Genomic DNA, 25,827 nt, shown 5'->3' with positions numbered 1-25,827 from the left:
TACTGCCGACGTACTACACCGGCTCGGAGTCCTCCGACTGCACCGGCTCGGCGGTCTCCGCGGCCGCCCGCGCCCGCTTGATCGCCGCGTCGCGCGAGCGGACGTACCAGATGCCGATCAGGCCGAGGCCGCCGCCGGCGAGGCAGGTCCACACCCACCAGGTGAGGTCGCGGTCGTCGAACCAGCCGTAGAACGGCATCTGCACGACGAAGAGGACGAACCAGAGGATCGTGCCGCCGGTGATGGTGGCGACGATCGGGCCCTCCAGGGGCTCCGGCGCCTCGTGCTTGGATGTCCACTTCGCCATGGCCCCCAGCTTAGTCGGGGCCGGTTCCGGCCTCCGGCGCGCACTCACACCCCTTGTGCCACAAGGCTCTACGCGCGGAGATGGCCATTTCTCGTTCATGTATTCATACTGAAACGGCTTCTTAATGGCCAGTTGCTTTCGTACGAAGACACAATCTCGCGCAAGCGAAGACATCATCTCGCGCAAGCCCGGCACATCCCGTTCAACAGAGGTCATGAGGTCCCGCATGTCCCCCTCGGCCAGCGCTCCGGTCGACGCCAAGCAGCCCCCGAATTCCCCGCAGGGCGGGCTCGACGGCTTCTTCAAGATCTCGGAGCGGGGCTCGACCCTGGCCAGGGAAGTACGGGGCGGCTTCGCCACCTTCTTCGCGATGGCCTACATCATCGTGCTCAACCCGATCATCCTCGGCAGCGCCAAGGACATGTACGGCCATCAGCTCGACAACAAGCAGCTGGTCACCGCCACCGTCCTCACGGCCGCGTTCACCACGCTGCTCATGGGTGTCATCGGCAACGTGCCGATCGCCCTCGCCGCGGGCCTCGGCGTGAACACCGTGGTCGCCCTGCAGCTGGCGCCCCGGATGTCCTGGCCGGACGCCATGGGCATGGTCGTCCTCGCGGGCTTCGTGGTGATGCTCCTGGTGGCCACGGGCCTGCGGGAGCGCGTGATGAGCGCCGTGCCGCTCGGCCTGCGCAAGGGCATCGCGATCGGCATCGGCCTGTTCATCATGCTGATCGGCCTCGTCGACGCGGGCTTCGTCTCGCGCATCCCCGACGCCGCGCACACCACCGTGCCGCTCCAGCTCGGCGGCGACGGTCACCTGAACGGCTGGCCGGTCCTGGTCTTCGTCCTCGGCGTGCTGCTCACGCTGGCGCTCCTGGTGCGGAAGGTGCCGGGCGCGATCCTGCTGTCCATCGTCGTCATGACGGTTCTGGCCATGATCATCCATGCGGTCGCGGACGTGCCGTCCTGGGGTCTGACGACGCCGGAGTGGCCCGGCAACCCGGTGTCGACCCCCGACTTCGGCCTGGTCGGCGAGATCAGCCTGTTCGGCGGCTTCGACAAGGTCGGCGTGCTCACCGGCGTGCTGTTCGTCTTCACCGTGCTGCTCTCGTGCTTCTTCGACGCGATGGGCACGATCATGGGCATCGGCGACGAGGCCCACCTGACCGACGACAAGGGCAACATGCCCGGCATCAACAAGGTGCTCTTCGTCGACGGCATCGCGGTCGCCGCGGGCGGCGCCTCCTCCGCTTCGGCCACCACCTGCTTCGTGGAGTCCACGGCGGGCGTCGGCGAGGGCGCGCGGACCGGCCTCGCCAACGTCGTCACCGGCGGTCTGTTCGCCGTGGCGCTGTTCCTCACGCCGCTCGCCACGATGGTGCCCTCGCAGGCGGCCACGCCCGCGCTGCTCGCGGTCGGCTTCCTGATCCTGTCCGGCTCGATCGGCGCGATCGACTGGAGCGACTACACCATCGCGATCCCGGCGTTCGTGACGATGCTGATGATGCCGTTCACGTACTCGATCACGAACGGCATCGGCATGGGCTTCATCGCCTTCACCGTCCTGCGGCTCGCGGCCGGGCGGGGCCGTGAGGTGCCGGTCGCGATGTATGCGGTGTCCGCCGTGTTCGCCTTCTACTACCTGATGCCGGCGCTCGGTCTCACGTAGCACCCCGAAGGGGCGCGGGCCGGGGGCGGGGGCCCCGGCGGTGCCTCTGGGCGCCCCCTAGGCGTAGAACTTCTCCGTCGCCTCGACGGACGACTTGAACCGCTCGTCGAAGTCATCACGGATGAGCGTCCGGGCCACATAGTCCTGGACGCTCATTCCTCTTTTCGCGGCGTGCTGCCGGATCCGGTCGAGCAGATCGCCGTCTATCCGCAGGCTGAGCACTGTCGATGCCATGCGTACAGCGTTGCCGCCCTCGCGTGGGGGACGCCCGGCTTTCCGAATCCAGCTCACTCATTTGGGTGACGAAAGGGTTCTGTGTGCCAGATCACGGGCAACCCGGGCTTCCCCGGCCGGTAACCGAGTGGTCTTTAGTTAGGGTAATGAGTTACGCTAAAGAACATGCCGGACCTCTCCCATGGTGACAACGCTGCCGCCGTGAACTCGCTGCGCTCCGCCGTGATGCGCCTCTCCCGTCGACTCAAGCACCAGAGGGTCGACGAGTCGCTGAGCCCCACCGAGATGTCGGTGCTCGGCACCCTCGCCCGCTGTGGCAGCGCCACACCGGGCGAGCTCGCCCGCAAGGAGCATGTGCAGCCGCCGTCGATGACCCGCATCGTCGCGCTCCTGGAGGCCAAGGGCCTGGTCAGGCTCGAACCGCACCCGGAGGACCGCCGCCAGAAGGTGGTGACCCAGACGGAGCAGGCCGAGGCCATGCTCGAGGAGAGCCGCCGCAAGCGGAACGCGTGGCTCGCGAACCTCGCCGCCGACCTCGACGAGGACGAGTGGGAGGCGCTGCGCGCCGCCGCTCCGGTCCTGGAGAAGCTGGCCCACCTCTGACCTGACGCCAAGGAGGCGAACCCTTTTGAGTACGGGATCCGGAGCAGACTCCGCCCCCGCACCAACCGCCCTCGACCAAACCGTCCGCCCTCACAAGACCACGATGTTCAGCTCCCTGCGCATCCGGAACTACCGGCTGTTCGCAGCGGGAGCCGCCGTCTCCAACACCGGCACCTGGATGGCCCGCATCACCCAGGACTGGCTGGTCCTGAGCCTCACCGGCTCGTCCGCCGCCGTCGGTGTGACGACCGCGATGCAGTTCCTGCCGATGCTGCTCTTCGGCCTGTACGGCGGCGTCATCGCCGACCGGTTCGCCAAGCGGAACCTGCTCTTCTTCACCCAGGGCGCCATGGGCATGGGCGGCCTCTTCCTGGCCGCGATGACGCTCTCCGGCCACGTCCAGGTCTGGCACGTCTACGTCACCGCGTTCTTCACCGGCCTGGTGACCGTCGTCGACAACCCGACCCGGCAGTCCTTCGTGTCCGAGCTCGTCGGCCCCGACCAGCTCCGCAACGCCGTCTCGCTGAACTCCGCGAACTTCCAGTCCGCGCGCCTCATCGGCCCGGCCGTCGCGGGCCTCGTCACGGCCGCCGTCGGCCCCGGCTGGGCGTTCCTCGCCAACGGCCTGTCCTTCCTCGCGCCGCTGACCGGACTCCTGCTCATCCGCACCGCCGAGCTGACCCGCAGCCCGCTCGCGCCGCGCGGCCGCAAGGGGCAGCTCCGCGAGGGCCTGAACTACGTCTCCCGGCACCCGGAGCTGATCTGGCCGATCGTCCTCATCGGCTTCATCGGCACGTTCGGCTTCAACTTCCCGATCTGGCTGAGCGCGTACGCCGACGACGTCTTCCACGGCGGCTCCGGCATGTACGCCCTGTTCACCACGCTGATGGGGGCCGGGTCGCTGATCGGGGCGCTGCTCGCCGCGCGGCGGCGGTCCTCGCGGCTGCGGATGCTCGCGGGCGCGGCCGGTCTGTTCGGCGTCGCGCTGATCGCCGTCGCCGCGGTGCCCAACGCCTACGTCTTCGCCGCGCTGCTCGTGCCCGTCGGCGCGATCGGGCTCACCGTCAACGTCACCGCCAACTCCTCGGTGCAGATGGCCACCGACCCCGAGATGCGGGGGCGGGTGATGAGTCTGTTCATGATGGTGTTCGTGGGGGGTACGCCCCTTGGGGGGCCGTTGTTCGGGTGGCTCACCGATGCGTACGGGGTGCGCGTGAGCTTTGCTCTGGGTGGGCTGATCGTGGCTGTCGCCGCGCTCGGGGTCGGCCTGATGCTGGCGCGCGCGGCGAATCTCCGGTTGAAGGTGGACCTTCGGCGGGGCCGCACCCACGTGGAGTTTGTCGCCCGGGAGCGGGAGTTGGCGCCTGCGGCGTAGCGGCGTAGCGGATGGTGGGGGACTGCGCGTTCTTGTCGGGCTGCTGCTCGGTGGGGGCTTGTCGCGCAGTTCCCCGCGCCCCTTACGGGGCCCCAGCCAGGCCGGGAGTCACACGCGGCGTTCCAGGACCTGGCCCGGCCACGTGCCGTCCTTCTCCGTGAAGGATTCCGTCCGCACGAAGCCGTTGCTCTCGTAGTACGCGACGAGGCGGCCCTCGTTGCCCGCGTAGCAGTCGACCCGGAGCAGGGAGATGCCCTTCCTCCGGGTCTCGGCCGCGGCGTGGGCCAGGAGGGCGCGGCCCACGCCCAGGCCGCCGAAGCGGTGGTCGGTGGCCAGGTAGTGGACGTACTGCTCGGGCTCGGCGACCGGGGGGATGTAGGAGCCGGGGCCGTCGGTGAGCATCAGCATCCCCGCGGGCTCCCCGCCGACCTCGGCGATCCACGGCGAGCCGGTGGCCACGTACTTCTCGATCGCCTCGACGACCTTCGGGTTCCGCGACAGCGGCTCGGTGCCCCACTGCTTCGTGTGGCCCCGGGAGACCAGCCAGGCGACGGCGCTGTCGAGGATGCCGAGGAAGGCGGGGACGTCGGCGGGTCCGGCGGCGCGTATGCGTACGGAATCGGAGTGATCCAAAGCGTCCATGGAGGCAGGCTAGTCGCATGAGACTTTTCGCGGCGGTGCTGCCCCCGGAGCCGGTGGCGGACGAACTGGCCGGTGTGGTGGCGGGGTTGAAGCAGCTGCCGGGCCCCGACGGGGTGCGGTGGTCGAGCCGGGAGAACTGGCACTTCACGCTGGCGTTCCTGGCCGAGGTGGACGACGAGGTGGTGCCCGGGGTGTGCGAGCGCATGGAGCGGGCGGCGCGGCGCACGGCGCCGTTCGCGCTGTCGCTGCGCGGCGGTGGTCACTTCGGTGGCCGGGCACTGTGGGCCGGGGCGGGCGGCGCGGTCGCCGAGCTGCGGATCCTGGCGGGCCGGGCGGAGGCGGCCGCGCGGAAGGCGGGCGTCACGATGACCGAGCACCGGCCCTACCGCCCGCACCTGACGCTGGCCCGCTCGCGCGGCGACGCGGACTTCACGCCGTACGTGGCGGCCCTCGGCGCCTTCGCCGGCACCCCCTGGACCGTGTCCGAGCTGGTGCTCGTGCGCAGCAATCTGCCGACGAGCGGGGTGCCGGGGGAGCGGCCCCGGTACGAGGCGGTGGGGCGATGGCCGCTGGGAGGCGCCGCGAAGGACGCGGACGCGGCCGGTTAACCTCGATGGCGTGAACCCCAAGACCAGGAACCGGATCATGGCCGGTGTGCTCGTGCTGATGTTCGTCGTCGTGGCGCTCGCGGCGGCGCTCGGCCAGTAGCCGAGGCCGCCGCGAGGGCGACGATCCCCTACCAGGCGAAGGCCTCCGGTGACGGGCCCGGGCCCGGGAAGATCTCGTCGAGCGACAGCAGCACGTCCTTGCTCAGCTTCAGCTCGACGGCGCGCACGGCCGAGTCGAGCTGCTCCGCGGTGCGCGGGCCGACGATGGGTCCGGTGACGCCGGGGCGGGTGAGCAGCCACGCCAGGGCGACCTCGCCGGGGTGCAGGCCGTGCTTGTCGAGCAGGTCCTCGTACGCCTGGACCTGTGCGCGCGTCGCCGGGTCGGTGAGGGCGGACGCGGCCCGGCCCGAGGCGCGGCGTGAGCCCTCGACCTCCTTCTTCAGGACGCCGCCGAGCAGCCCGCCGTGCAGCGGGGACCAGGGGATGACGCCGAGGCCGTAGTCCCGGGCGGCGGGCAGGACCTCCATCTCGGCGCGGCGCTCCGCGAGGTTGTAGAGGCACTGCTCGGTGACCAGGCCGTAGCTGCCGCGGCGGGCGGCCAGCTCGTTCGCCTGGGCGATCTTGTAGCCGGGGAAGTTGCTGGAGCCCGCGTACAGGATCTTGCCCTGCTGGACGAGGACGTCGACGGCCTGCCAGATCTCCTCGAACGGGGTGTTCCGGTCGATGTGGTGGAACTGGTAGATGTCGATGTAGTCGGTCTGCAGGCGCTTGAGGGAGGCCTCCACGGAGCGGCGGATGTTGACCGCCGAGAGCTTGTCGTGGTTCGGCCAGGGGGCGACGCCGTCCGGCGTCATGTTCCCGTACACCTTCGTGGCGAGGACGACCTTGTCGCGTCGGTCGCCGCCCTGCGCGAACCAGGTGCCGATGATCTCCTCGGTGCGGCCCTTGTTCTCGTGCCAGCCGTAGGTGTTGGCGGTGTCGAAGAAGTTGATGCCCGCGGCGAGCGCGGCATCCATGATCGCGTGACTCTCCGCCTCCCCGGTCTGCGGCCCGAAGTTCATCGTGCCGAGAGTGAGGCGGCTGACCTTGAGTCCGGTGCGTCCCAGCTGCGTGTACTTCATGGGGTCTTAGCCAACGGGGTGGAGTGGGCTCTAGGCAAGGGGGTGTGGGGGAGGGGGGTGGTTCAGTCGCGGGAGAAGTCGGAGGTGTTGAGGGTGAGGCCCATGGGGGTATGGATCTCCTCACCGAAGGTGACCGTGAGCCGTCGCGCGTAGTCGCTGCCTTTGGGAGCCGAGTAGAGGTGGCTTCGCTTCGTGTCCGGGTCGACGACGAGGTAGAGCGGGATCTTCGAGGTGGCGTAGGCGGCCAGCTTCGGGCCGTAGTCCATGTAGTGGGTGGCTTTGCTGACGACTTCGGCGATGATCTCGATGTCCTGGTGGCTCCAGGGAGAGGCCGCGTCGGCCCGGTAGCGGACCACGTCGGGCAAGAGGAAGTCCTCGTACTCAGGCAGGGTGACCTGGAAGGCCCGGACACCGGACCTCCTGGGAGGGCCCACTCCCAACTGGGCGGCCAGGTTCCGGATGATCCGAACGTGGTCCGCGCGCTCCGGCGCGATGACCACGCAGTGGTCGACGATCTGCGTGCGGTAGCCCCGGCGTGCGAGCACCCTCCACATGAGAGCCCGGTGTAAATCCTGGACTCCGGCCATGGTTCTCCCCCTCCTGCGCGGGGACCGCTGTGCACGACCCCGGAGGCATAACGTGACGCGTGGCCGAGGCGTCACGCCCCGCCCAGCCACCCCGCCGCGTCCAGTCGGAACGCCTCCGGCGGGACGACCGCCCGCAGGTCGTCCTCCAGGGCGCCGACGCGGTCCGGGCCGAGCGCCCGCGTCCACTCCGCCCGCAGCTCGTCGAAGACCGCCGCCGAGCGGGCCAGGGCGTCCAGGCCGTGCGGGGTGAGGCGGACCAGTTTGCGGCGGGCGTCGGCCGGGTCGTCGGCGCGCTCGGCGTACCCGAGGGCGACCAGGCGGTCCACGGTCTTGCCCGCCGCCTGCTTGGTCACGCCGAGCCGCCGCCCGATCTCGCTGGCGCTCGCCCCGCCCGCTCCCACGGCCTGCATCGCGAAGCCGTGCGCGGGGCGCAGGTCGGGGTGGCCCTGGCGGGCCAGCTCGGCGTGCAGGCGGTCGATGAGGGTGCGGAAACCGGCGAAGAGGAGGAGGGGCAGCTCGTAGCCGGGGCGGTCCGGGGCGGGGGCCGCGGAAGCCCCTGCCCTCGCCGTCCTCTGCTCGGGGCGAGTCGACCCCTTCCCTTTTTCGACAACCTGGTTTACCTTCTTGTCGTCAACCATGTTGTCTATTTTAGGGGGACGGGATGTTCGCCGCACACACCGTGGAGACCGCGCCAGAAGGATCCCGGGCCGCCATGGAGGACGTCGTACGCGCCTTCGGCGTACTGCCGGACGCCGTCGCCAAGCTCGCCGCCTCACCCGAACTGCTCACCGGCTTCCTGGAGCTGAGCGCGAAGTTCGAGCGCACGACGCTGGACCCGCTGGCCCGCGAGACCGTCATCATGACGATCGCCGTGCGCAACGACTGCCACGTGTGCGTCACCCTGCACACCGGCAAGCTGTGCAAGCTCGGCGCCGACGCGGCGCTCGTGGCCACGCTCCGCGAGGGCGGGGAGCTGCCCGAGGGCCACGAACGCCTCGAAGCCGTACGGCAGTTCACGCTCCGGGTCGTCGAGCGTGCCGGGGGTGTGGACGACGCCGACGTGAAGGCGTTCCTCGCGCACGGCTACACGGAGCGCAACGCCCTTGAGGTCGTCATGGGCATCGGTACGTACACGATGTCGACCCTCGCGAACCGGCTCACGGGCGCCGTGTGAGCCCTGTCTGAGCCCTGTCTGAGCCCTGTCTGAGCGCTCCCCGAGCGCCATCCGAGTGTCGTCCGACTGCGGCCCGGTGACTGGTCAGGATTCGAGAAGCGCCGGTCACCGGGCCGCAGTTAAATGACGGACATGGACATCACCATTCACACCACGGCCCTTCCGCACACCGACCCGGACGCCTCCGTCGCCTTCTACCGCGACGCCCTCGGCTTCGAGGTCCGCACCGACGTCGGCGAGGGCGCGATGCGCTGGATCACCGTCGGCCCCGCCGGCCAGCCCGACACGTCCATCCTGCTCGCGCCGCCCGCCGTCGACCCCGGGATCACCGAGGACGAGCGCCGGGTCATCGCCGAGATGATGGCCAAGGGCACGTACGGCTGGATCCTGCTCGCCACCCACGACCTCGACGGCACCTTCGCGAAGGTCCAGGCCGCCGACGCCGAGGTCGTCCAGGAACCCACGGAGCAGCCCTACGGCGTGCGCGACTGCGCGTTCCGCGACCCCGCGGGCAACCTCATCCGCATCCAGGAACTCCAGGGCTGAGGGGGCGTCCCATGTGCCGTCCCGAGTGGTCACGCGCGCTCACCGCCGCGTACGTCGCAGGCGAGAACAGCGGGTCCAACGACGAGATCAGCGGGTCCAACGAGAGGGGAACTGTCATGGCCGCCACGAGGAAGACCACCAAGAGCGCCGTCACCGAGAACATCGGCAAGACCGGGACGACCGAGAACGCCGGGGCCGCCGAGAAGCACGAGGGGTTCACCGAGGACGAGCGGAGCGCCATGAAGGAGCGCGCCAAGGAGCTGAAGACCTCCTCGCGGCGCGGCCCGCGCTCGGCCAAGGCGGCCAAGGCGGACGGCGAGAGCGACGTGCTCGCGAAGATCGCCGAGATGCCGGAGGCGGACCGGGTGCTCGCGGCCCGCGTCCACGTGATCGTCAAGGCGAACGCGCCGGAGCTGACGCCGAAGCTCTGGTACGGCATGCCCGCGTACGCCAGGAACGGCAAGGTCCTGTGCTTCTTCCAGGCCGCGCACAAGTTCAAGTCGCGCTACGCCACGCTGGGCTTCAGCGACGAGGCCACCGGCCTCGACGACGGCACCATGTGGCCGACCGTCTTCGCCCTGACGGAGCTGACCGCCGCCGACGAGGCCCGCATCGGGCAGCTCGTCAAGACGGCCGTCGGCTGAGGCGCCCGCCGGACGCGCCCCGTCCTCAGCTGTAGCTCCCCCACCGGCGCCCCGCGGTGTCGTACGCGTACCGGGGCAGGCCCTTGATGGCGCTGGTGCGGAACGGGCGGCCGTCGTCGTCGACGCGCACGGTGCCCTTGTGGCCCTGGGAGGACCAGTCCAGCTCCAGGTACCAGCGGCAGTCGCACGAGCTGGTCCCGGCCGTGACCAGCAGGACCTCGGGGTCCTTCGCCGAGACGCGGTAGGGCATGCGGACGGCCGGGATGGGCGTGCCGGAGTCGTTCCCTGCGACCGCGCGGGCGAGGGGGCGGTCCTTGTCCAGGTCCACGGCGAAGGACCGGGGAGTGACCGCACCGCCGCATCCCCCGTCCATGGCGTACGCGTTGCCCTTGACCGGTGTCGTACGGCCGACCACGCGCACGCGCAGCGCCTCCAGTACGACGGCCGTGTCGCTGCGGCCCTGCACCGACAGTTGGACGAGCGTCTCGCCGCCGTGCACCGCGCCCTGCGTCGCCGCCCAGGGCGCCGCGTCCTGCGGGACCGGGGGAGGGGGGACCTGGCTCGGCGGTTTGGCGACCACGTAGTCGTGGTCGCAGCCGAGCTTCCAGGCCTGGGAGTTGACGGACCAGGTGAGGGGCTGCCCGGCGGGCTTCTCGCCGCGGGGCGGGGTGGAGGTCGCGCCGGGCGGGCGAGAGGTGCCCTGCTTCTTCTTCGCGTCCTTCGAGTCCTTCGAGTTCTTGGAGTTCTTCGGGGCGGCGGAGCCGGAGGGCCGCTCGGCGTCGGGGGCGGTGTCGTCCGGGTCGGGCGCGCCGCCCCGCCGCTCCGGCGCCGCGGCCTCCGTCGTACCGGCGCCCCGGTCGGGGCCGTCGGCGGACGCCCGCCGCCCGTCCGGCAGCACGGAGAAGGCCCCGAGCGTCGCGAGGACGGCGCAGGCGGAGGCCAGCGCGACGACGAGACGTCTGCGGCGGTACCAGGGGCGGTGCGGGGGCGAGGGCGCGTCGGGCGGTCCGGGCGGTCCGGCGTCGGGGTCCGTTTCGGCGACCGGGCCGCTGGTGGGCTTTGGCTCCGTGTCCGGCGTGGCGACCGGGCCGCTGGTGGGCTTTGGCTCCGTGTCCGGCGTGGCGACCGGGCCGCCGTCGGCCTTCGGCTCCGCGTCCGCTTCGGCGGCGCCCTCCACTCCCGCATCCGGGTCGGCGGTGCCCTCCACCGCCGCGCCCGCTCCCGCCGTACGAGGCCGACGGCGGGCCTCCACCGCCAGGAGCCAACGCCGGTGGAGTTCCAGGCGTTGTTCCGAGGTCGCCCCGCACAGGGCCGCGAAGCGTTCCACGGGGCGAAGTCGAGCGGCACCGCGTCGCCCGCGCAGTAGCGGTGCAGCGTCGAGGTGTTCATGCCGAGGCGGCGGGCCAGCGAGCCGTAGCTCCGGTCCGTGCGCTCCTTCAGCTCCCGCAGCAGCGCCGCGAACTCCGCCACCGCGTCGATGCCGTCGCCGTCGTCCTGTGCCGACACGGGTCCCCCGTCCTCGTACGCCCCCACCCGGCCCGGGACGGTATCCCAGGCACCCCATGTACCTGCACGTCAGACGGGCTGGGATGGTTCCACCGCCGCAGGTTGTTGCGCCCGGCCGCCGCGACCGCTGATGCTCTTGGTGCCGCACCGACCAGGCCCGCACCGATCTGACCCGGGCCGACCGGTCGACCTCTTCGCGGCATCCACGTCCACGCACTCACCCTCGGGGGAACTCCCATGTCCTTGCGCATCCGTACGAGCGCCTGCACCGCCCTCGCCGTCGCCGCCCTCGCGGCGGGCACGGTCCTCACCGCACCGGCCGCAGGCGCCGCGCCGCAGGCCGCCGCACCCAAGTTCCTTTCGGCGTCCCAGCTGCCGCCGCACCCGTCGTCGTCCTGGACCGCCGGGCCGGTCGAGGACGGGTTCCCGGAGGGTCTCGGCACCTGCGTGAGCACGGAGGGCGTGCCCTCCTACGACTACCGGCACCGGGAGTTCCGCACCGGCCTGGACACCAACGCCGTGCAGCTGACCGTCGTGGCGGACACGTCCGCCCACGCCAAGGCCCTGGCGAAGCACTACGACGACCTGATCCGTGGCTGCGCCGACCGCATCGAGCAGGGCTCGCCCGACATCGAGGCCAAGGGCCGGGACTACGGCAAGCTGCCGGTCGAGGAGGGCGCCCGCGTCCGCGGCGTGCACACCGAGTCGTCCGGGGGCGCCACCGACATCGCGCTGCTTTCGGTCGGGCGGGACGGCAGGACCGTCACCGTCGTGCAGTGGGCGCAGCTGGGCGACTTCGGTGACGCGCCCGTGTCCGCCTTCAAGAAGACCACGACCACGGCCGTCAACAAGCTGTACTGACCGGCGGCCCTTCGAGGGGTGGTGCCGGGGCCGTCCTCCCGTCGCGGGGGCGGGAGGACGGCCCCGTATCCGTCATGTCCCCGGGGAGGGGACCGTCAGGAAACGGGCTAGCCCAGGGAAGCCCACTGCTTCCAGTACGGCGCGTCGCCGGACGCGACGCGGTTGGCGAACGTCCCGTCGCCCTTGCCCGCGTTGAGCCACAGGCGGCCGCTCGTGTCGCGCGCCAGCAGGTCGTGCTTGCCGTCGCCGTTGACGTCACCGGCGCCTATGACGTCCGTGTACGAGGCGCCCCAGTCCTTGAACACGCGGACGCGGTCCTTGAGCTTGCCGGTGCGCAGGCCGTCGTAGCGCCACAGCTCGCCGGACTTGTCGAGGGCGAGGACGTCGCCGACGCCGTCGCCGTCGAGGTCGCCCGCGCCTATCACGCGGGTGTACCCGGTCCAGGCGGAGCGGATCTTCACTCGCGGCTTGAAACCCGCCGCCCCGTCGTGGGCGTACAGATACACATTCCCGGTGGCCTTGTCGCGGGCCAGCAGGTCCGGGCGGCCGTCGCCGGTCTGGTCCCCGCTCGCGAGGAGCGTGTCGTACTTGCTCCAGTCCCGGGCCAGGCGTTGGTACGGCGAGTCCGGGGTGGGCAGGCCGCCGCACACCGGGGTGTAGAGGCGGGCCTCGCCGCCGGGAAGGCGCACGACCAGGTCGTTGCAGCGGTCCCCGTCGGCGTCGCCGAACGGTATGACACGCGTCTTGTCGTCCCACGGGGAGGCGTAGAACGTCTCCGTGGGGTTGGTGGCGTCGCCCGTGTACAGCTTCATCGAGGCGCTGAACGACAGGCCCACGACGTCCCCTCGGGAGTCGTCGGCGTAGTCGTGCCACTTCGGCTTGGCGCGGGTGCCCGTGGTCGCCGTGTACGCGGTGCTCTTGCCGTCGGCGGCCCGCTGCGCCCACACCGCCACCGGGCGGCCCTTGTCGTCGACCGCCGCGAGACCCGTGCTCGTGCTGTCCTTCGTCTGCGCGCTGAGGGTGCGCGGCTTGGCCGGGTCACCGCCCTTCACGGTCTGCGCGACGAAGTCGCCGCGCACGGAGCGGCCCAGCTCGAAGCGCTTCTGCGTGTACGTCACGACGACCGTGCCGTCCGCCGTGGCCGTCGCGCCGAGGGAGTCGGAGTCGACGTACGAGGCGAGCTTGCGGGTCGCGCCCCAACTCCCCTTGTCGGCGGGGCGGCCGGCGACGCCCGGGGTGTCCTTGCCAATGAAGCCGACCGCCGTGACGTCGCCGTCGGGGGTGGTGAGCAGCTCGGCGGGCGCGTACGCCCGTGCCCCCACGCCGGTCTGCTCGACCGCGCCCCACTCGGCCGCCCCGGCCGTCTTGCGGGCGTAGTCGCCGCCCGCGAGCAGGTGGAACCCGCCCTTCGGGTGGGCGGCGAACGCGACCTTCTTCGGCTTCTCGCCGAGCTGCGGCAGGTCGCGCGGCGCGCTCCAGGAGGAGCCGTCGGCGGCGGGCTTCTCCAGGTACTTGTAGTGCCACTTGTACGCCGACGGGTCCGGGTCGACGCCGTCGCCGGTGTAGTGGCTGTTGCCGCCCCAGATCACGCCGACGGTGCCCGCGGGGTCCACGGCGATGCGCAGGTCCCACAGGACGTAGTTGTAGACGTTGTCGTCGCGGACGATCGGGTCGGGGAGCCGGTCGAGGGTCCTGGGCGCGGACCACTGGCCGTCGGGGCCGGTGCGGTCGACGACCGTCAGGCGGTGCTCGGCGTCCATCCACGCGACGGCCTGGTGGCCCTTGGCGTTGGTGGCGAACGTCGTCAACTGCGTGCGCCGGTGCGCCCAGTCGCCGGCGAGCGTGCCGGTGGCGACGTCCTCGGCGGGCCCGAACTCCTTGCCGTCGGGGGCGAGGCGGGCCAGCTTCAGGGTGCGGCTGCCGCCGTCGCCCGCGGCCGTCCACGACAGCAGGGAGAGCGCGCCGTCGTCGGTGCGCTGGAGCGTGGCGCCGTCCGGCGCGGGGACGGCGGCGCCCCAGGTGGTGCTGCCCGCGGGCCGCACCGCCAGGACCGTCTTGCCGTCCTGCGTGAACAGCCCGGCGACCGTGCCGCCCGAGGTCGCCTTCAGGTCCACGACGCCGCTGACGCCGGGCAGTTCCTTGGGCGCGGCCCAGGGGCCGAGCCCGGCCGGGACGGCGTTCGCGGGCGTGGGCGCCTCGGCGGCGGTGGTGGGTGCCGTGGCCGTGGCAGCCTGGGCGCCCGGTCCGGCGGTGCCCAGGGCGAGCGCGGAGATGAGCGCGCCGCCCAGGAGGGCCGAACTGGTGCTTCTGCTGGGTCTGGAGCTTCTGTTGTTTCTGCTGGTCATGGTCAGCCCGCCATCCGGTAGCCGAAGTTGCCGCCGGTCGCGGGGCCGCCGGCCGTGCCGAGGTGGAAGCTGGTGGCGCCCTCGCCGGTGACACCGGAGGCGCCGGTGGCGAGCTTCCAGACGCGGCCCTTGAAGCCGTCCTCGCCGTTGCCGCCGACGTACAGCTCCTTGGCGCCGTCCGCGCCCGAGTCGACCACGGCCACCGAGGCGCCGAAGTGGTCGTCCTTCTCCGAAGTGCTCGGTATGCCGCGGGAGTTCTGCGTGAACGACGCGGCGCCCGTCGTGGTGATCCCGTCCGCGCCGCCGCGCAGCACCGTGATCGCGCCCGAGCCCGTCGCGGCCGGGTCGGAGCCGGTCTCGTACGAGGCGCCGACGATCAGGTCTCCGTAGCCGTCGCCGTCGGTGTCGCCGATGGCGAGCGACGAGCCGAACCTGTCGCCCGCCTCCTCGGCGCCGGGGACGCCCGCGCTGGCCTGCGTGTACGCGCGGGACTTCACGGTGGTGCTGACGCCGTCCTTGCCGCCGTACGTCACATAGACCTTGTTCTGGCGGGCGTAGCCCGTGACCAGGTCCTGGTAGCCGTCCTTGTTCAGGTCGCCGAACGCGGAGGGCATGGAGTCCTCGCGCCCGTACGGGCCGCCGAACTCGCTGCCCTTGACCCAGCCGTTCGCGGAGCCCTTGAGGACGAACCCGCCCGGCTTGCCGTTGCCGAGGACGACGCCGCCGCTGGCCACGACGTCGTCGATGCCGTCGCCCGTGAGGTCGCCCACGTACACCGTGCCGATGACGAGCTTGTCCTCCTTGTCCACGGCGCGGTGCCACACCCCGGCCGGCTTGCCCGTGGTGCGGTTCAGCGGGCCGAGCAGTGCCGTGACGCCGTAGGACCGGCCGTCGGCGGCGCGGCTCACGAAGTCGTCGACGCCGTCGCCGTTGACGTCACCGACGCCCATGCCGCCGCCGAGCAGTTTCGGCGAGGCCGAGGTGTAGTCGCCGCGCGGCACGGTGGTGCCCTCGCCGGTGATGCCGTCCTTGCTGCCCCACAGCACCATGTTCTTCTCGACCCAGTGCACGACCAGGTCGTCGTACCCGTCGCCGTCCAGGTCGCCCGCGGCGCTGACCTCGCGCCACTTCCCGTCCGCGACCGGCTCGCCGGGGACGCCCGGCGTGGCCTGGCTCAGGATGCCCGCCGTCTCGTACTTCAGGCCCGTCGCCGAGCCGTACGCCACGGTGACGACGCCCGCGCGCTCGATGTCGCCCACGGTGGCGGTGTGGGCGCCGATGGCGAGGTCCTGGAAACCGTCACCGTTGAAGTCGGCCTTGTCGCCCCCCTGAGCGCCCTGCCGCTCCGGCTTGGCCTGCTTGCTCTGCTTCTTCTGTACGTCAGCCGTCGGTGCGGCCGGGGCGGCGGATGCCAGTCCGGTCGTTCCGACGATGGCGGCCGCGCAGACGGCGGCCGCGGTGAGCGCTCTGCGGCGCATGTGGTCCCCCCACTTCCCATGGCGGACCGGGCGAACCGGAGGTCCGGTTGCCCGGAATAGCCGCCAAAAGATCAAATCCAGCCAGATGATAAGCGGAGATGGGCGGGAACGCTCACGTCCGTTTCCCGTACATCAGGCGCCGCAGCAGTGTCTCCGCGGGGCCGCGCTTCCCCCGTATCTCCAGGGCGTACGCCCCCGCGACCGTCACCAGCCACACCCCGAGGGCGAAGAGCACCATGGTCGCGCTGGTCAGGTGCTCGCCGAGGCCCAGGCCCCAGGCGGCGAGGATCGGGGCGAAGAGGAGGGAGTGGGTGAGGTAGCAGGAGAGGGAGCGCTTGCCCACGGCTGAGATCGCCGTGATGGCGGTGGCGACCGGGGTCGAGGTGAGCGTCGTCGGCGTGGCCGCGGTGGCCGCCGTCGGCTTGCCCGCCGGTGTCGTCGGCCCCGGCTCTGCCTTCCGCTGCTGCTGCCGCCGCGTCCACCAGTGCACGAACAGCGCCACCAGCGCCACATAGCCGAGACCCGCCGCGCTGCCCGTCACGTCCCTCAGCGCCATCAGCGCACCCGTGTCGCTCTCCGCGTCCGGCGGCACGTCCAGCGCGCCGACGTGCGCCAGCGCGGCGGGCAGTCCGCCCAGCCAGCCGACCGCTATCCCCACGATCGCCGTGACCCGCAGCAGCTTCAGGTGCTTGCCCGGCTCCTCCAGGATCCGGCGCCGAGCCGCCCAGAACCCCAGCAGGAAGATGAAGCCGCCGCCGGTCACAAGCACGAGCGGTGCGGCCATGCCCACCAGGAAGAAGGCCGTCGTCATGCGCGTGCCCGCCGCCGCCAGCCAGCTTCCCTCGCCCGCCGCGTACGCCTCGCTGCCCGCGTCCGCCCCCGCGTCCCCCAGCGAGCCCAACTCGCCCTGGAGCGCCGCCGTCACGACCGGCTGCGCCGCCGCCGCGACCGTCACCGTCAGGGATATCCAGATCCACCACTTCAGCGCCCGGTCCCCGCGCCGCAGGAACAGCCAGCCGAGGGCCAGGCTCAGCAGTCCGTAGTACCCGACGATGTCCCCCGCCATCAGCAGGCCCGCGTGCGTCAGCCCTATGACGATCATCCACAGGCTCCGCTTGCGCAGCAGCGCGGCCGCCTTCCGCTCCGACGTCCCGCTCGCCGTCTGGCGCAGATACAGCTGCATCATTCCGTACCCGAACAGGAACGCGAAGAGCGGATAGATCCGGAGGTCCAGGCCCACGATCATCGCGAACTGCACCGTGTGGTCGAGCCAGCCGCCGTTCACCGGCTGCCATCCCGACGGCCCGTAATCCGAATTCCACAGATGGAACGCCGTGTTCGACATCGCGATGAACAGCAGCATCAGGCCCCGGGCCAGGTCCGGCGCGAGGGCTCGCTCGGTTGCGCGGACCCCTGTCGGGCGGGGAGCCACGGGACGGGTCGCCTCGTCGGCGGCGGTGTCGAAGGTCATGCTTCGACGCTATGGCTGGCGCCCGCGGTCGAGCGTCAGCCGATCGGCTATGTGCGGCTACCCAAAGGTGAGTGTGCGGCGAGGAAGGCGGTCCAGGTGGCGGGGTGGAGGTGGAGGATCGGACCGGTTGGGTTCTTGGAGTCGCGTATGTGGATCGTGGTGGTTGCTCTGGCCACCTCCACGCAGTCCCCCTGGTCGCCGCTGTAGCTGCTCCTCAACCAGTTCAGGCCGGTGCTCATACTTTGCCTGCCACCCGTTCAATCAGTTTCGCCGAGTCTTCCGGACTTAGAGCCTGGGCTCGCAGGATCCCATAGCGTGCGAACAGGTGACCTAGCTCGGGTTGCTCGTCCACGAAGAATCCGCCACTTTGGCCTTCGACGTAAGCGAGTTGCCGGTGCTCGGCCGTCTCCAGGAATGTCATCGGCCCGTTGAGTCCCGCATGGGTCTGGCGCGTGGGCGGCATCACCTGAATCTCGACATTTCGGAGCCGGGTCACGTCGAGCAGGTGGTGCAGTTGATCCCGCAGGGTCTGTGGCCCTCCGATGGGGCGAGTGAGCGTGATCTCTTCCAGGACGAAGCTGACGATGGGCGCGGGCTTGCGGTGCAGGAGTTCCTGGCGGCCCAGTCGGGTCGCCACGCGCGCTTCGATCTGTTCGTCGTCCAGTGGCGGGCAGTGACAGTCGAAGACCGCTCGTGCGTATGCCTCAGTCTGCAACTGCCCAGGGACAACGTGGTTCTGGTACACGTGCAGGGCAACGGCCTTCGCTTCCTCCTCCGCGTACTCCGCGAACCATGACGGAAGATGGCTGACCCGCAGCGCCTCGGTGGCAGCCAAGAGTGCACCCTGTGCACCCAGGACGTCATCCGCGATCTCCACGAACTGCCCCTTCGGCGACCGCTCTCCCCGCTCCACCATGGCCACTTGCGACTTGGAGTACTTCACGTACGCGCCGAGGCCGTCCTGGGTCATCCCGGCCCGCTCGCGGAAGAAGCGCAGCAACGCGCCGAACATCTTGAGGTTCCCCGAACCTCGTTCACCGGAGTGCACAGCGTCCTCCCCAGGTGCACAACATCGCACGGCCTTCACCAGGCCCTGGTCACAGTATGTGAGCGCCCGTAAGCATTTGCTCCATGAACCTGGAAAATCCCCCCACCCTCGTCCACCCCTGGATCCCGGCCCACGGTCACGCCCTGCGCCACACCGGCGTCCTCTTCGACGCGATCCGGATCCCCGGCGCCCTGGGCGACCAAGTCGCGTACGAACTGATCCAGTTCACGGACTTCAAGGCGGGCCCGATCGTCCGCGAAGCCGCAGGAGCCCGGAACATGTACTTCGTCCTGCGCGCGGGCACGGCCGCCCTGCACGTTTGGCGCGGCGGGGCCCGGGCTCTCGGCCGCGACGGCCGGGGCGTCGCCTTCGTCGGCGTACCCGCCCTGGACGGCAACACCTGGCCGCTGGACTGGCGCTCGCTGCCGACGTGGGAAGCGCCGTTCGTGGAGGGGGAGTTGCTGCGACAAACGGTGGAGCGGGTGTTGGCTGCGGCACGATGACCGTGCGATCGCGCTCTGTGCGAGAGGCCGCGAAGGCTCGGCCTGTCGGCCTCATGGCCTCTGAGCGCGTCAGTCCGACAACGCGGCTGTGAACACCTCGCGGTGAGCCGCCAGCCAGCCCTGGATGCGGTCCCAGCGCTGCCAACCGCCGTTCTCGGACAGCGCCCGGGTGAACACGGGGTCGCCGTCGGCCACTCGGCCGGCGACGAAGGCCCGGCAGGCTGCGGTGGCCTCTTCGATGACGCCGGGCAACTCGGCGCGCTCCTGCGGGGAGAGGCCGTAGCCGTCGGCGAGGATCCGCAGGCGTGCCGGGGCGTCCAGGCCTGCTGGGTGGAGGACTGTCGCGGAGGCGGGGTCGAGCATGGGGACCCAGTAGCGGGCGGTCATGGCGACGTCCCAGACCGGTCGGCCGGGGGCCGCCATGTCGAAGTCGATCAGGGCGACGGCGCGGCCGTCGCGGAAGACGACGTTGTCCGGGCAGACGTCGTTGTGGCACAGCAGCGTCCCGCCCGCCGGGTCGGACAGGGAGCGGGGCCACTCGGCGCGCGCGTCGACGGGGATGACCGCGCTGACGTCGTGCAGGCGCCGCAGCAGGCTTCCCACCGATCGCAGCGCGGTCTCGGTCATCGCCCAGCGCGGATACGGCGACAGGGCGACGTCGCCGGGGATGAAGGTCAGCTGCTCGCGGCCGTCGGCGGTGAGCCCGACCGGCCTCGGGGCGGCGTCGAACCCGTGCTCTTCGAGCGCGAGGAGGTGGGTGTGGAGGGCGCGTGCGGTGGGCGGCGCGGGGCGTTCCACCACGGCACCGCGCCGGAAGACCGCGCCCACGTTCACCATGCCCCCGACCAGGGCTTCCCCGTCCGCCGTCCCGCCCTCAGCCGTCATGTGGATCACGCTACCGCCGGGTCGACGCGTGTGCGGGACGGCCCGGAGAACGGAAACGGGCCTCGTCAGTCCGGGGTGTTGCCGGCCGCGGCCTCGCTCCGGATGGCTTCGGCTTCTTCGGGGCGGCCGGTCCGGTCCAGGAGGAGGGCGAGGTTGCGCGTGGCGTTGGGGTGGCCTTTGTTGTGGGCGTGACGGCAGAGGGCTTCGGCTTCTTCCGTTCGGTTGGTCTTGCTCAGGAGCACGGCGAGATTGTTCGTGGCACTGAGGTCGCCGTGGTCGTGGCCGTGGCGGTACAGGGTCTCCGCTTCTTCTGTGCGGCCGAGTCGATTGAGGAGGTTGGCGAGGTTGAACGTGGCGTTGAGGTGGCCGTTCTCGTGGGCGTGGCGGTAGAGGGCTTCCGCCTCTTCGGTTCGGTCGGCCTCGCTCAGGAGGTTGGCGAGGTTGTGTGTGGCATTGAGTTCGCCCCCGTTGTGGGCGTGGCGGTAGAGGGCTTCCGCTTCCTCGGTTCGGTCGGTATGGCTCAGGAGCAGGGCGAGGTTGTACGCGGCGTTGAGGTGGCCCTTCTCATGGGCCTGGCGATAGAGGAGTTCGGCTTCCTCGGCGCGGCCGGTCTTGGCCAGAAGATTGGCGAGGTTGATCGTGGCGTCGAGGTGGCCCTTCTCGTGGGCTTGGCGGTAGAGGGTTTCGGCTTCTTCGGTTCGGTCGGTCTGATTCAGAAGGATGGCGAGGTTGATCGTGCCGCCGGGGTGGCCCTTTTCGTGGGCCTGGCGATAGAGGGCCTCCGCTTCCTCGGCGCGGCCGGACCGGTCCAACAGGACTGCGAGGTTGAATGTGGCTTGTCTGTTGCCCTTGTCCGCCAGCGGCCGCACCCCCGCCTCCGCGACGTGGAACACGCCGGCTCGGTAGGCGCTTGTCGCCACGCCCGCCCGCTCGTTGTCGTGGAACGCGTGCGCGAGCGCCGTCTCCCGCACCCACTCCGGCACCGCCGCCTCCGCCCCGTCCACGAGATAGTCGAACGCCGACCACCACCCCTCCCGCACCGGCACCAGTGGACTCGTCACCCCCAGCCGCACCCGCGAAGCCCACGCGAACGCCTCCTCGATCCCCTCCGGCCGCAGCACCGAACCGCCCGCGTCCGCCAGGCACCGCTCGTGCACCTCCACCAGCAACCCCCGCGAGTACGGCCCTCGCAACCCGGCCCGCGACAGATCCACGGCCGCCGTCACGAGCGCCGCCCCCCGCGCATGCCCGCACGCCCGGCGCGCACGCTGCCACTCCCGCAACAGCACCGGCCCCGCCGCCATGTACTCGGCGATCCCGTACGTCCCGTGGTGCGCGACCGCATCCGCGATCCGTGAGTCGTCACTGTCCCCGGCGCGGGACAACTCGCCCTCGCTCCACAGCCGCTCCAGGTCGACCACCTCGGCCATCCGCAGCACCCGCGCCCCGAGCCCGGCCCAGCTCTGCGCGGCGCCCACGGCATCGGCGCCGTCGTCCTCGCCCGCGCTGAACGTCTCGTACGGCTTCAGCCGCATCGTCGCCACCACCGGCACCCGTAGCCGTACGAACTCCGCTAGCACCTCCGGCTCAAGCCCCTCCGGACCCAGGTACTGCTCCAGGTCGTCCAGCCACACCACACACCGCAGGCCCCCGCAGCCCTCAAGCACCTCCGGAGCAGGCCGCAGCCTCGCGCCCACCGGGGGCGCCAACACCCGGTACTCCGGCAGGAGGTCCCGTACCGCCTCGAACGTCGCCCGCGTCTTCCCGGCCGTGGAGTCGCCCACGACCAGCACGAGCCCGCCCTCCTCGGCCGCCTCCCGTATCCGCTCCCGCAACTCCTCGTCGACGTCCCGCGCGACGTACGGCGGCAACTTGCTGCCGTCCTCGCCGGGCCGCGCCCGATGCGCCCCGGCCGTGAGGGCGTCCCAGTCGCGGGCGCGCGGCCAGCGGTCGGGGTCCTGCAAGTACCGCTGCCGCTGCGGCCCGGCCCGTTCCCCGCCGAATGTGACGGACCCGATCGACTGCGCCTGGATGACGTCGCGCTGCTCGCCGCCGGAGATGTGGTTGTCGCCCGTCATGCCTACCTACGGTAGTCGGGGGCGTGTCCTCAATCTCCCTGTTCCCGGGGGAGATTGGGGCTGGTGGTTCAGCCGGTCGTCGTGCGGTGGCTCATCCGGTCGTGAAGTCGGCCATGTGGTCGGCGGCCCACGTCGTGAACGGGCGCGCCGGGCGGCCCGTCAGTTCCTCGACCGTGGAGGTCAGGGCTACCGGCTTGCCGTCGTTGGACTCCCACCAGTTCAGGAGCGCGTCCGCGTACTTGGCGGGGATGTACTCCGCCATTTCCTCCTTCCACTCCTCGCGTGTGACCCGCTTGATCGAGGCCGGGCTGCCCGTGACCCTGGCGAGCTGGTCGATCTGCTCGGTGAACGACAGCGACTCGGGGCCACTCAGGGTGAACGTGCCGCCGTGGTGCCGGAGTTCCCGGATGACGGCCCGGGCCGCCTCCGCCACGTCCAGCTCGTGGATCGGGTCGGTGTGCGCGTCCGGGAACGGCAGGCTCACCGGGCGGCCGGCCTTGATGGGCCACGCCCAGGCCGAGGCGTTCGAGGCGAAGGAGCCAGGGCGGAGGATCGTCGTGGTGATCGACGAGGCCAACAGGGCGTTCTCCACGGTCAGGTGGGACGCGGCGAGCGGGTCGTCCTCGGGGGCGGGGCCGAGGACGCTCGACGAGGACAGCAGGACGATGTGCTCGACTCCGGCCTGTTCGGCGTGGGTGATGAAGTCGGCGACGCGGTCGGGGGAGGCGTAGAGGAAGACCGTCTTCACGCCGGTCAGGGCGGTGGGGAAGTCGGCCGGGTCGGTGAGGGCGAGGCGGGTCGTGGGGACACCGGAGGGCGGGGCGAGGTCGTCGGGGTGGGCCGAGCCCAGGCGGAGGGGGAGGCCGTCGGCGTGGAGGAGGGCGGTGAGGCGGGTGGCTACGGCGCCGCGGGCGCCGGTGATGAGGATCATGAGGGATCGGGTCCTTTGGGGTGGTGAGGGCTGAGTGGTCCGGGCCGGTCCTGGGTGGGCCGGGCCCGGGCAGGCCGAGCGGGCCGGGCAGGGCAGGCGAGTCGGGAGGGCCGGGTGAGTCGGGCGGGCCGTGAGGGCCGTGAGGCCAACGAGTCCCGCCGTCGTCGTGCCGCCGTCGTCGTACCGCCGTCAGGAAGAACCGCTGACGACCGACGTTCGTCACGAACGGCGTTCGTTTCGATACGTCCAAGCTAGGTAACGAACGCTGTTCGTGTCAAACGGCGTTCGCCCGCAGCTACGCTTCCCCCATGACCACCCCGCCGACCAGCCGCCGCGCGCGCCCCGCCAAGGCGCCCCTGAGCCGCGACGTCATCGTGCGGACCGGCCTGGAGATCCTGGACCGCGACGGCCTGGACGCGCTGACGATGCGCCGCGTGGCGAAGGAGCTCGACACAGGGCCGGCGTCGCTCTACGTCTACGTAGCCAATCGCGACGACCTCATGACGGCCATGCTGGACGCGGCCCTCGCGCAGGTCCCTGTCGCCGCGGAGGGCACCTGGCAGGAGCGGCTCCGGGCGCTGATGGCCGCCGCTACGGAGGCGATGAGCCGCCACGAGGGACTGGCGGCCGTGGCCCTCGGGGTGATCCCCACCGGCGACAACGCGCTGCTCGTCCTGGACCGCATGCTCGCGCTGCTCAAGGAGGGCGGCCTCGACGACACCACGGCCGGGTGGGCCGTGGACCTGCTCTTCCTCCACGTCGCCGCGGCGGCGGCCGAGCGGAGCGTGCACAACACCAAGGACATCGGGAAGGTCGACGCCATCACCGCGGCGGACCGCCGCTACGCGTCCCTGCCCGCCGACAAGTACCCCATGATCACCGCACTCCGCGCGTCCCTGTTCGCCCACGGCGACCGCGACACGTGGCACCTGAACGTCCTGATCAACGGCATCCTTCACACGCCCGCGCGCTGAGGCGCGCGCCTTCGCGCTCCCCGGCGGGGGTGGCGCCGGGGCGACGGCGGCGGTAGTACGCGACGGCGAGGGCGATGATGGCGGGCCCCCACACAGCGGTCGGCGACACGCACACCGTGGCGAGCGCCTGCCAGGCACTGTTGGAGTACTCGACGGTTTCGGTGACGCCGAACAGTGAGAGCCTGCGGCGCTCGCCGATCGGTACGTCGGTGAACAACGCGGTGAGGATCAGACCGCCGACGACGGCGGGCACGACCGCCGCGAGCGGCCGCACGCGCCTGCCGCCGATGACCGGGATCCAGGCGGGCGCCACCTCTCCCCAGCCCCGCACGAGCCCGATGGCCAGGATCGCGGTCACCTCGCTCAGCACGCTGAGCGCCACCACGTACGGGACGCTCACCCAGTACGGCGGCATGCCCAGATCCTGCACCTGCCCCATCTCGAAGTGCACCGCGAACGGCAGCCGCCACAGGCACGACGGCAACAGAAGCAGCGGAAGCGCGTACGCGAGCCGCGTCGCCCAGCGCGGAACGGGCCGCTCGGTGTCCGGGACCTGCGGGGGCGTGTGAAAGATCTTGAAGGCCATGGGTCCAGCGTCGCGGGGCGGCCGAGACGAGGAATCGCCCACCGGGGCGAAGCGGCTCCGCCGCGCGGGGGAGGCGGGTGTCGCCCCGGGGTGTGCGCTATCGCCGTTATCGACGGTCGGTCGCTCGGGGGTGTGCGGTCCCCGCGTAGGTGATCCAGCAGGTCTCGCGCGCCGCGTCGACCAGGTACCAGACGCGGCCGCCTCCGGTCACCTCGATCTGCCACTGCTCGCAGGTCTGCCCGCGGTGAGTGCCGTGTGCCAGCGTGCCTTTGAGGCGATGGTGACGGGGTGTCTCGGTCGTGGGCCGGGGTTCCGTACGCATGGAGATCCACGCTCGGTACGTGTTCTCGCGGGCCTGCTGGCACAGGCTCTCCCAGCCCTTCGCCGAGGCCGCGTCGGCGAAGCGGACCTCCCAGTGACCCTCGGGGGCCGGGGGTGCGGCTCGGTTGCCGCGCCCCGGAGTCACTCGGCCTCCCGGGGGTCGGCCGCCCGGCCATAGTCCGCGTCGTGGTCCCGCGTCAGAGCGGCCAGCAGCTCGGGGTCGGAGTGGACCTCCGCCGTGTGCTGCCAGGCGATGAGGAGTTGGGCGACGGCGGCGCTGTTGGTGATGGACTCGGCTGCACGCATCGTGTCGACCAACTCGACGGCGAACGCGTGGACGTCCGTCTCCGGCAGGAAGCGGACCCAGGGGAACGCGTCCGGCAGTATGTCCAAGAGCAGTTCCATGCTGCCGGGCTCCCGTCGCGCCATGGCGACCAGCATGCGCGTCGCTGCAGACACCACCGTCTGGTCCTGCTCGGCCCGCGCGGCAGTCGTGAGCACCAGGTCCTCACCGTCCCTGCGGTGGAGCAGCAGGCGTGGTGAGTCTCTGAGCCTGGCCAGCGTCTGCTTGTTCTTGTTCACCAACTCGGAGAAGTTCACGGCTGCCGCGCGCTCAGTGCTCATGGCTTTGAAAGTACTTCGAAAGTCTCCCGGCGGCCATCGCCCGCAAGAGTGGTGTCCATCGGCCTGTGGGCATTGGCTTGTGCGCATCGGCTAGCGCCGGAAACCGGCCCCGTGGCCGGGATCTCCATATCGGAACTCGGCTCGCGGACACTACGTTTCCATGGAGAGATCCTCTCGGGGGACGCCGTCAGAAGCAGTGGAACGGTCGGCTAGGAGGCACCTGTGCGTGAGCGTTGGAAGAAGTACATGGGGCAAGGGGGCGACTTCGGGGATCAGTACCAGCGGCCCGGTGACCAGTGGTCCACGAAGCCCGGTGACGAGTGGCAGCAGTACATGGACTACTACCTGATGGGCAGCGGCGCCTTTGCCAGCGGCGTCATCCTCGACTTCGAGGGCAGGACCCTCGCCACCTCCCACGACATCCAGGTCACCGAGAAGGAGGGCTATCTCCTCGGCGCCCTCGTCGACGAACCGGAGAACCTCGGCTCCCGGTCGGTGCGGATAGGCGGCAACGAGTACGCCAACCTGGGGCACGAAGTCCGTACGCTCTACGGCTCGAACGGCTTCAACGGCTTCCTCGCCGCCAAGTCCAAGACCGCCCTCGTCGCCTGCCTGTATGTCGAGGGGCAGCCCCGGAGCGACGCCTCCAACGTCCTGGAGAAGTTCGTGGACTTCCTGGTGAAGAAGGGGCTCTGAGCGGCTG

The 25,827-nt window shown here is 71.1% G+C and carries 28 protein-coding genes and 1 pseudogene; 11 read left to right on the top strand and 18 right to left on the bottom strand.

From position 1 onward, the window contains the following. Positions 1-13: 13 nt before the first annotated feature. A complete protein-coding gene (locus AB6L24_RS22380) occupies positions 14-307 on the bottom strand; it encodes a DUF2530 domain-containing protein (RefSeq protein WP_405657705.1) in 294 nt (97 codons plus the stop codon). A gap of 226 nt (positions 308-533) precedes the next feature. On the opposite strand from AB6L24_RS22380, the gene AB6L24_RS22375 reads away from it, so the two are divergent. After that, a complete protein-coding gene (locus tag AB6L24_RS22375; protein ID WP_380846768.1) occupies positions 534-1,979 on the top strand; it encodes an NCS2 family permease in 1,446 nt (481 codons plus the stop codon). 57 nt (positions 1,980-2,036) lie between these two features. Here the strand turns inward: AB6L24_RS22375 and AB6L24_RS22370 are convergent, their stop codons facing one another. Then, a complete protein-coding gene (locus tag AB6L24_RS22370; RefSeq protein ID WP_078619340.1) occupies positions 2,037-2,213 on the bottom strand; it encodes a ribbon-helix-helix protein, CopG family in 177 nt (58 codons plus the stop codon). Between the two features lie 165 nt (positions 2,214-2,378). On the opposite strand from AB6L24_RS22370, the gene AB6L24_RS22365 reads away from it, so the two are divergent. Then, on the top strand, positions 2,379-2,816 hold the full coding sequence (locus AB6L24_RS22365) for a MarR family winged helix-turn-helix transcriptional regulator (protein WP_030361471.1): 438 nt from the start codon (positions 2,379-2,381) through the stop codon (positions 2,814-2,816). A 25-nt stretch (positions 2,817-2,841) separates the two neighbouring features. After that, positions 2,842-4,191 (top strand): MFS transporter, encoded by a 1,350-nt coding sequence (locus AB6L24_RS22360; protein WP_405657703.1) that lies wholly within the window; start codon positions 2,842-2,844, stop codon positions 4,189-4,191. A 108-nt stretch (positions 4,192-4,299) separates the two neighbouring features. Here AB6L24_RS22360 and AB6L24_RS22355 read toward each other — a convergent pair whose 3' ends face one another. After that, entirely contained in the window at positions 4,300-4,833 is a 534-nt protein-coding gene (locus AB6L24_RS22355) for a GNAT family N-acetyltransferase (protein ID WP_405657702.1), read from the bottom strand. A 17-nt stretch (positions 4,834-4,850) separates the two neighbouring features. Here AB6L24_RS22355 and thpR point away from each other — a divergent pair, with 17 nt between their 5' ends. Then, on the top strand, positions 4,851-5,441 hold the full coding sequence (gene thpR / locus AB6L24_RS22350; RefSeq protein WP_405657701.1) for an RNA 2',3'-cyclic phosphodiesterase: 591 nt from the start codon (positions 4,851-4,853) through the stop codon (positions 5,439-5,441). A 128-nt stretch (positions 5,442-5,569) separates the two neighbouring features. Here the strand turns inward: thpR and AB6L24_RS22345 are convergent, their stop codons facing one another. From AB6L24_RS22345 to AB6L24_RS22335, 3 genes are all read right to left on the bottom strand, one after another. Further along, positions 5,570-6,562 carry an aldo/keto reductase gene (locus AB6L24_RS22345; protein ID WP_405657700.1) on the bottom strand — a complete coding sequence of 331 codons (993 nt, stop codon included), beginning with the start codon at positions 6,560-6,562 and terminating at the stop codon, positions 5,570-5,572. A gap of 62 nt (positions 6,563-6,624) precedes the next feature. After that, a complete protein-coding gene (locus tag AB6L24_RS22340; protein WP_405657699.1) occupies positions 6,625-7,107 on the bottom strand; it encodes a Uma2 family endonuclease in 483 nt (160 codons plus the stop codon). A gap of 113 nt (positions 7,108-7,220) precedes the next feature. After that, positions 7,221-7,796 carry a MarR family winged helix-turn-helix transcriptional regulator gene (locus AB6L24_RS22335; protein ID WP_405663243.1) on the bottom strand — a complete coding sequence of 192 codons (576 nt, stop codon included), beginning with the start codon at positions 7,794-7,796 and terminating at the stop codon, positions 7,221-7,223. 14 nt (positions 7,797-7,810) lie between these two features. Between AB6L24_RS22335 and AB6L24_RS22330 the strand changes: the two genes are divergently transcribed. The 3 genes from AB6L24_RS22330 to AB6L24_RS22320 all read left to right on the top strand — a co-directional run bounded on the left by AB6L24_RS22330 (position 7,811) and on the right by AB6L24_RS22320 (position 9,513). After that, complete coding sequence (locus tag AB6L24_RS22330; protein WP_405657698.1) at positions 7,811-8,323, top strand: carboxymuconolactone decarboxylase family protein; 513 nt, start codon at positions 7,811-7,813, stop codon at positions 8,321-8,323. A 132-nt stretch (positions 8,324-8,455) separates the two neighbouring features. Beyond that, a complete protein-coding gene (locus AB6L24_RS22325; protein WP_087887669.1) occupies positions 8,456-8,869 on the top strand; it encodes a VOC family protein in 414 nt (137 codons plus the stop codon). 116 nt (positions 8,870-8,985) lie between these two features. After that, positions 8,986-9,513 carry an iron chaperone gene (locus AB6L24_RS22320; protein WP_405663241.1) on the top strand — a complete coding sequence of 176 codons (528 nt, stop codon included), beginning with the start codon at positions 8,986-8,988 and terminating at the stop codon, positions 9,511-9,513. Positions 9,514-9,538: 25 nt separating this feature from the next. Here the strand turns inward: AB6L24_RS22320 and AB6L24_RS22315 are convergent. Next, a pseudogene (locus tag AB6L24_RS22315) lies at positions 9,539-11,019 on the bottom strand (helix-turn-helix domain-containing protein). A gap of 237 nt (positions 11,020-11,256) precedes the next feature. On the opposite strand from AB6L24_RS22315, the gene AB6L24_RS22310 reads away from it, so the two are divergent. Next, positions 11,257-11,880, top strand: coding sequence for a hypothetical protein (locus AB6L24_RS22310; RefSeq protein WP_405657696.1), 624 nt, complete (start codon positions 11,257-11,259; stop codon positions 11,878-11,880). 107 nt (positions 11,881-11,987) lie between these two features. Here AB6L24_RS22310 and AB6L24_RS22305 read toward each other — a convergent pair whose 3' ends face one another. The 5 genes from AB6L24_RS22305 to AB6L24_RS22285 all read right to left on the bottom strand — a co-directional run bounded on the left by AB6L24_RS22305 (position 11,988) and on the right by AB6L24_RS22285 (position 18,186). Further along, positions 11,988-14,225: an FG-GAP-like repeat-containing protein gene (locus AB6L24_RS22305; protein ID WP_405657695.1), complete on the bottom strand. Its 2,238-nt coding sequence runs from the start codon at positions 14,223-14,225 to the stop codon at positions 11,988-11,990. Between the two features lie 2 nt (positions 14,226-14,227). Continuing rightward, positions 14,228-15,703, bottom strand: coding sequence for an integrin alpha pat-2 (locus tag AB6L24_RS22300; protein WP_405657694.1), 1,476 nt, complete (start codon positions 15,701-15,703; stop codon positions 14,228-14,230). Between the two features lie 112 nt (positions 15,704-15,815). Continuing rightward, on the bottom strand, positions 15,816-17,174 hold the full coding sequence (locus AB6L24_RS22295; RefSeq protein ID WP_405657693.1) for a DUF418 domain-containing protein: 1,359 nt from the start codon (positions 17,172-17,174) through the stop codon (positions 15,816-15,818). A gap of 47 nt (positions 17,175-17,221) precedes the next feature. After that, positions 17,222-17,413: a DUF397 domain-containing protein gene (locus tag AB6L24_RS22290; RefSeq protein ID WP_405657692.1), complete on the bottom strand. Its 192-nt coding sequence runs from the start codon at positions 17,411-17,413 to the stop codon at positions 17,222-17,224. After that, on the bottom strand, positions 17,410-18,186 hold the full coding sequence (locus AB6L24_RS22285; protein WP_405657691.1) for a helix-turn-helix domain-containing protein: 777 nt from the start codon (positions 18,184-18,186) through the stop codon (positions 17,410-17,412). The genes AB6L24_RS22290 and AB6L24_RS22285 overlap by 4 nt, the downstream gene beginning before the upstream one ends. Before the next feature lie 119 nt (positions 18,187-18,305). On the opposite strand from AB6L24_RS22285, the gene AB6L24_RS22280 reads away from it, so the two are divergent. After that, the gene (locus AB6L24_RS22280) at positions 18,306-18,725 is read left to right on the top strand and encodes a hypothetical protein (RefSeq protein WP_405657690.1); all 420 of its coding nucleotides are present in this window, start codon (positions 18,306-18,308) and stop codon (positions 18,723-18,725) included. Positions 18,726-18,794: 69 nt separating this feature from the next. On the opposite strand, the gene AB6L24_RS22275 is transcribed toward AB6L24_RS22280, so the two are convergent. The 3 genes from AB6L24_RS22275 to AB6L24_RS22265 form a co-directional block, all read right to left on the bottom strand. Further along, the gene (locus tag AB6L24_RS22275; RefSeq protein ID WP_405657688.1) at positions 18,795-19,610 is read right to left on the bottom strand and encodes a phosphotransferase enzyme family protein; all 816 of its coding nucleotides are present in this window, start codon (positions 19,608-19,610) and stop codon (positions 18,795-18,797) included. Between the two features lie 65 nt (positions 19,611-19,675). Next, the gene (locus AB6L24_RS22270; RefSeq protein ID WP_405657686.1) at positions 19,676-21,688 is read right to left on the bottom strand and encodes a tetratricopeptide repeat protein; all 2,013 of its coding nucleotides are present in this window, start codon (positions 21,686-21,688) and stop codon (positions 19,676-19,678) included. A 91-nt stretch (positions 21,689-21,779) separates the two neighbouring features. After that, positions 21,780-22,619, bottom strand: a complete 840-nt coding sequence (locus AB6L24_RS22265; RefSeq protein WP_405657685.1) for an SDR family oxidoreductase — start codon at positions 22,617-22,619, stop codon at positions 21,780-21,782. 308 nt (positions 22,620-22,927) lie between these two features. Between AB6L24_RS22265 and AB6L24_RS22260 the strand changes: the two genes are divergently transcribed. Further along, positions 22,928-23,593, top strand: a complete 666-nt coding sequence (locus AB6L24_RS22260; RefSeq protein ID WP_405657684.1) for a TetR/AcrR family transcriptional regulator — start codon at positions 22,928-22,930, stop codon at positions 23,591-23,593. Here AB6L24_RS22260 and AB6L24_RS22255 read toward each other — a convergent pair. The 3 genes from AB6L24_RS22255 to AB6L24_RS22245 all read right to left on the bottom strand — a co-directional run bounded on the left by AB6L24_RS22255 (position 23,562) and on the right by AB6L24_RS22245 (position 25,124). Beyond that, a complete protein-coding gene (locus tag AB6L24_RS22255; RefSeq protein WP_405657683.1) occupies positions 23,562-24,179 on the bottom strand; it encodes a hypothetical protein in 618 nt (205 codons plus the stop codon). The two genes, AB6L24_RS22260 and AB6L24_RS22255, sit on opposite strands and share 32 nt — an antisense overlap. A gap of 106 nt (positions 24,180-24,285) precedes the next feature. Beyond that, positions 24,286-24,645 carry a hypothetical protein gene (locus tag AB6L24_RS22250; RefSeq protein ID WP_405657682.1) on the bottom strand — a complete coding sequence of 120 codons (360 nt, stop codon included), beginning with the start codon at positions 24,643-24,645 and terminating at the stop codon, positions 24,286-24,288. Further along, positions 24,642-25,124 carry a hypothetical protein gene (locus AB6L24_RS22245; RefSeq protein ID WP_405657681.1) on the bottom strand — a complete coding sequence of 161 codons (483 nt, stop codon included), beginning with the start codon at positions 25,122-25,124 and terminating at the stop codon, positions 24,642-24,644. The genes AB6L24_RS22250 and AB6L24_RS22245 overlap by 4 nt, the downstream gene beginning before the upstream one ends. Positions 25,125-25,346: 222 nt before the next feature. On the opposite strand from AB6L24_RS22245, the gene AB6L24_RS22240 reads away from it, so the two are divergent. Then, on the top strand, positions 25,347-25,820 hold the full coding sequence (locus AB6L24_RS22240; RefSeq protein WP_405657680.1) for a profilin: 474 nt from the start codon (positions 25,347-25,349) through the stop codon (positions 25,818-25,820). Positions 25,821-25,827: the final 7 nt, after the last annotated feature.

The sequence above is a fragment of the Streptomyces sp. RK9 genome (assembly GCF_045070545.1).
Classification (GTDB): domain Bacteria; phylum Actinomycetota; class Actinomycetes; order Streptomycetales; family Streptomycetaceae; genus Streptomyces; species Streptomyces alboflavus.
This window is presented reverse-complemented; position numbering and strand designations above follow the sequence as displayed.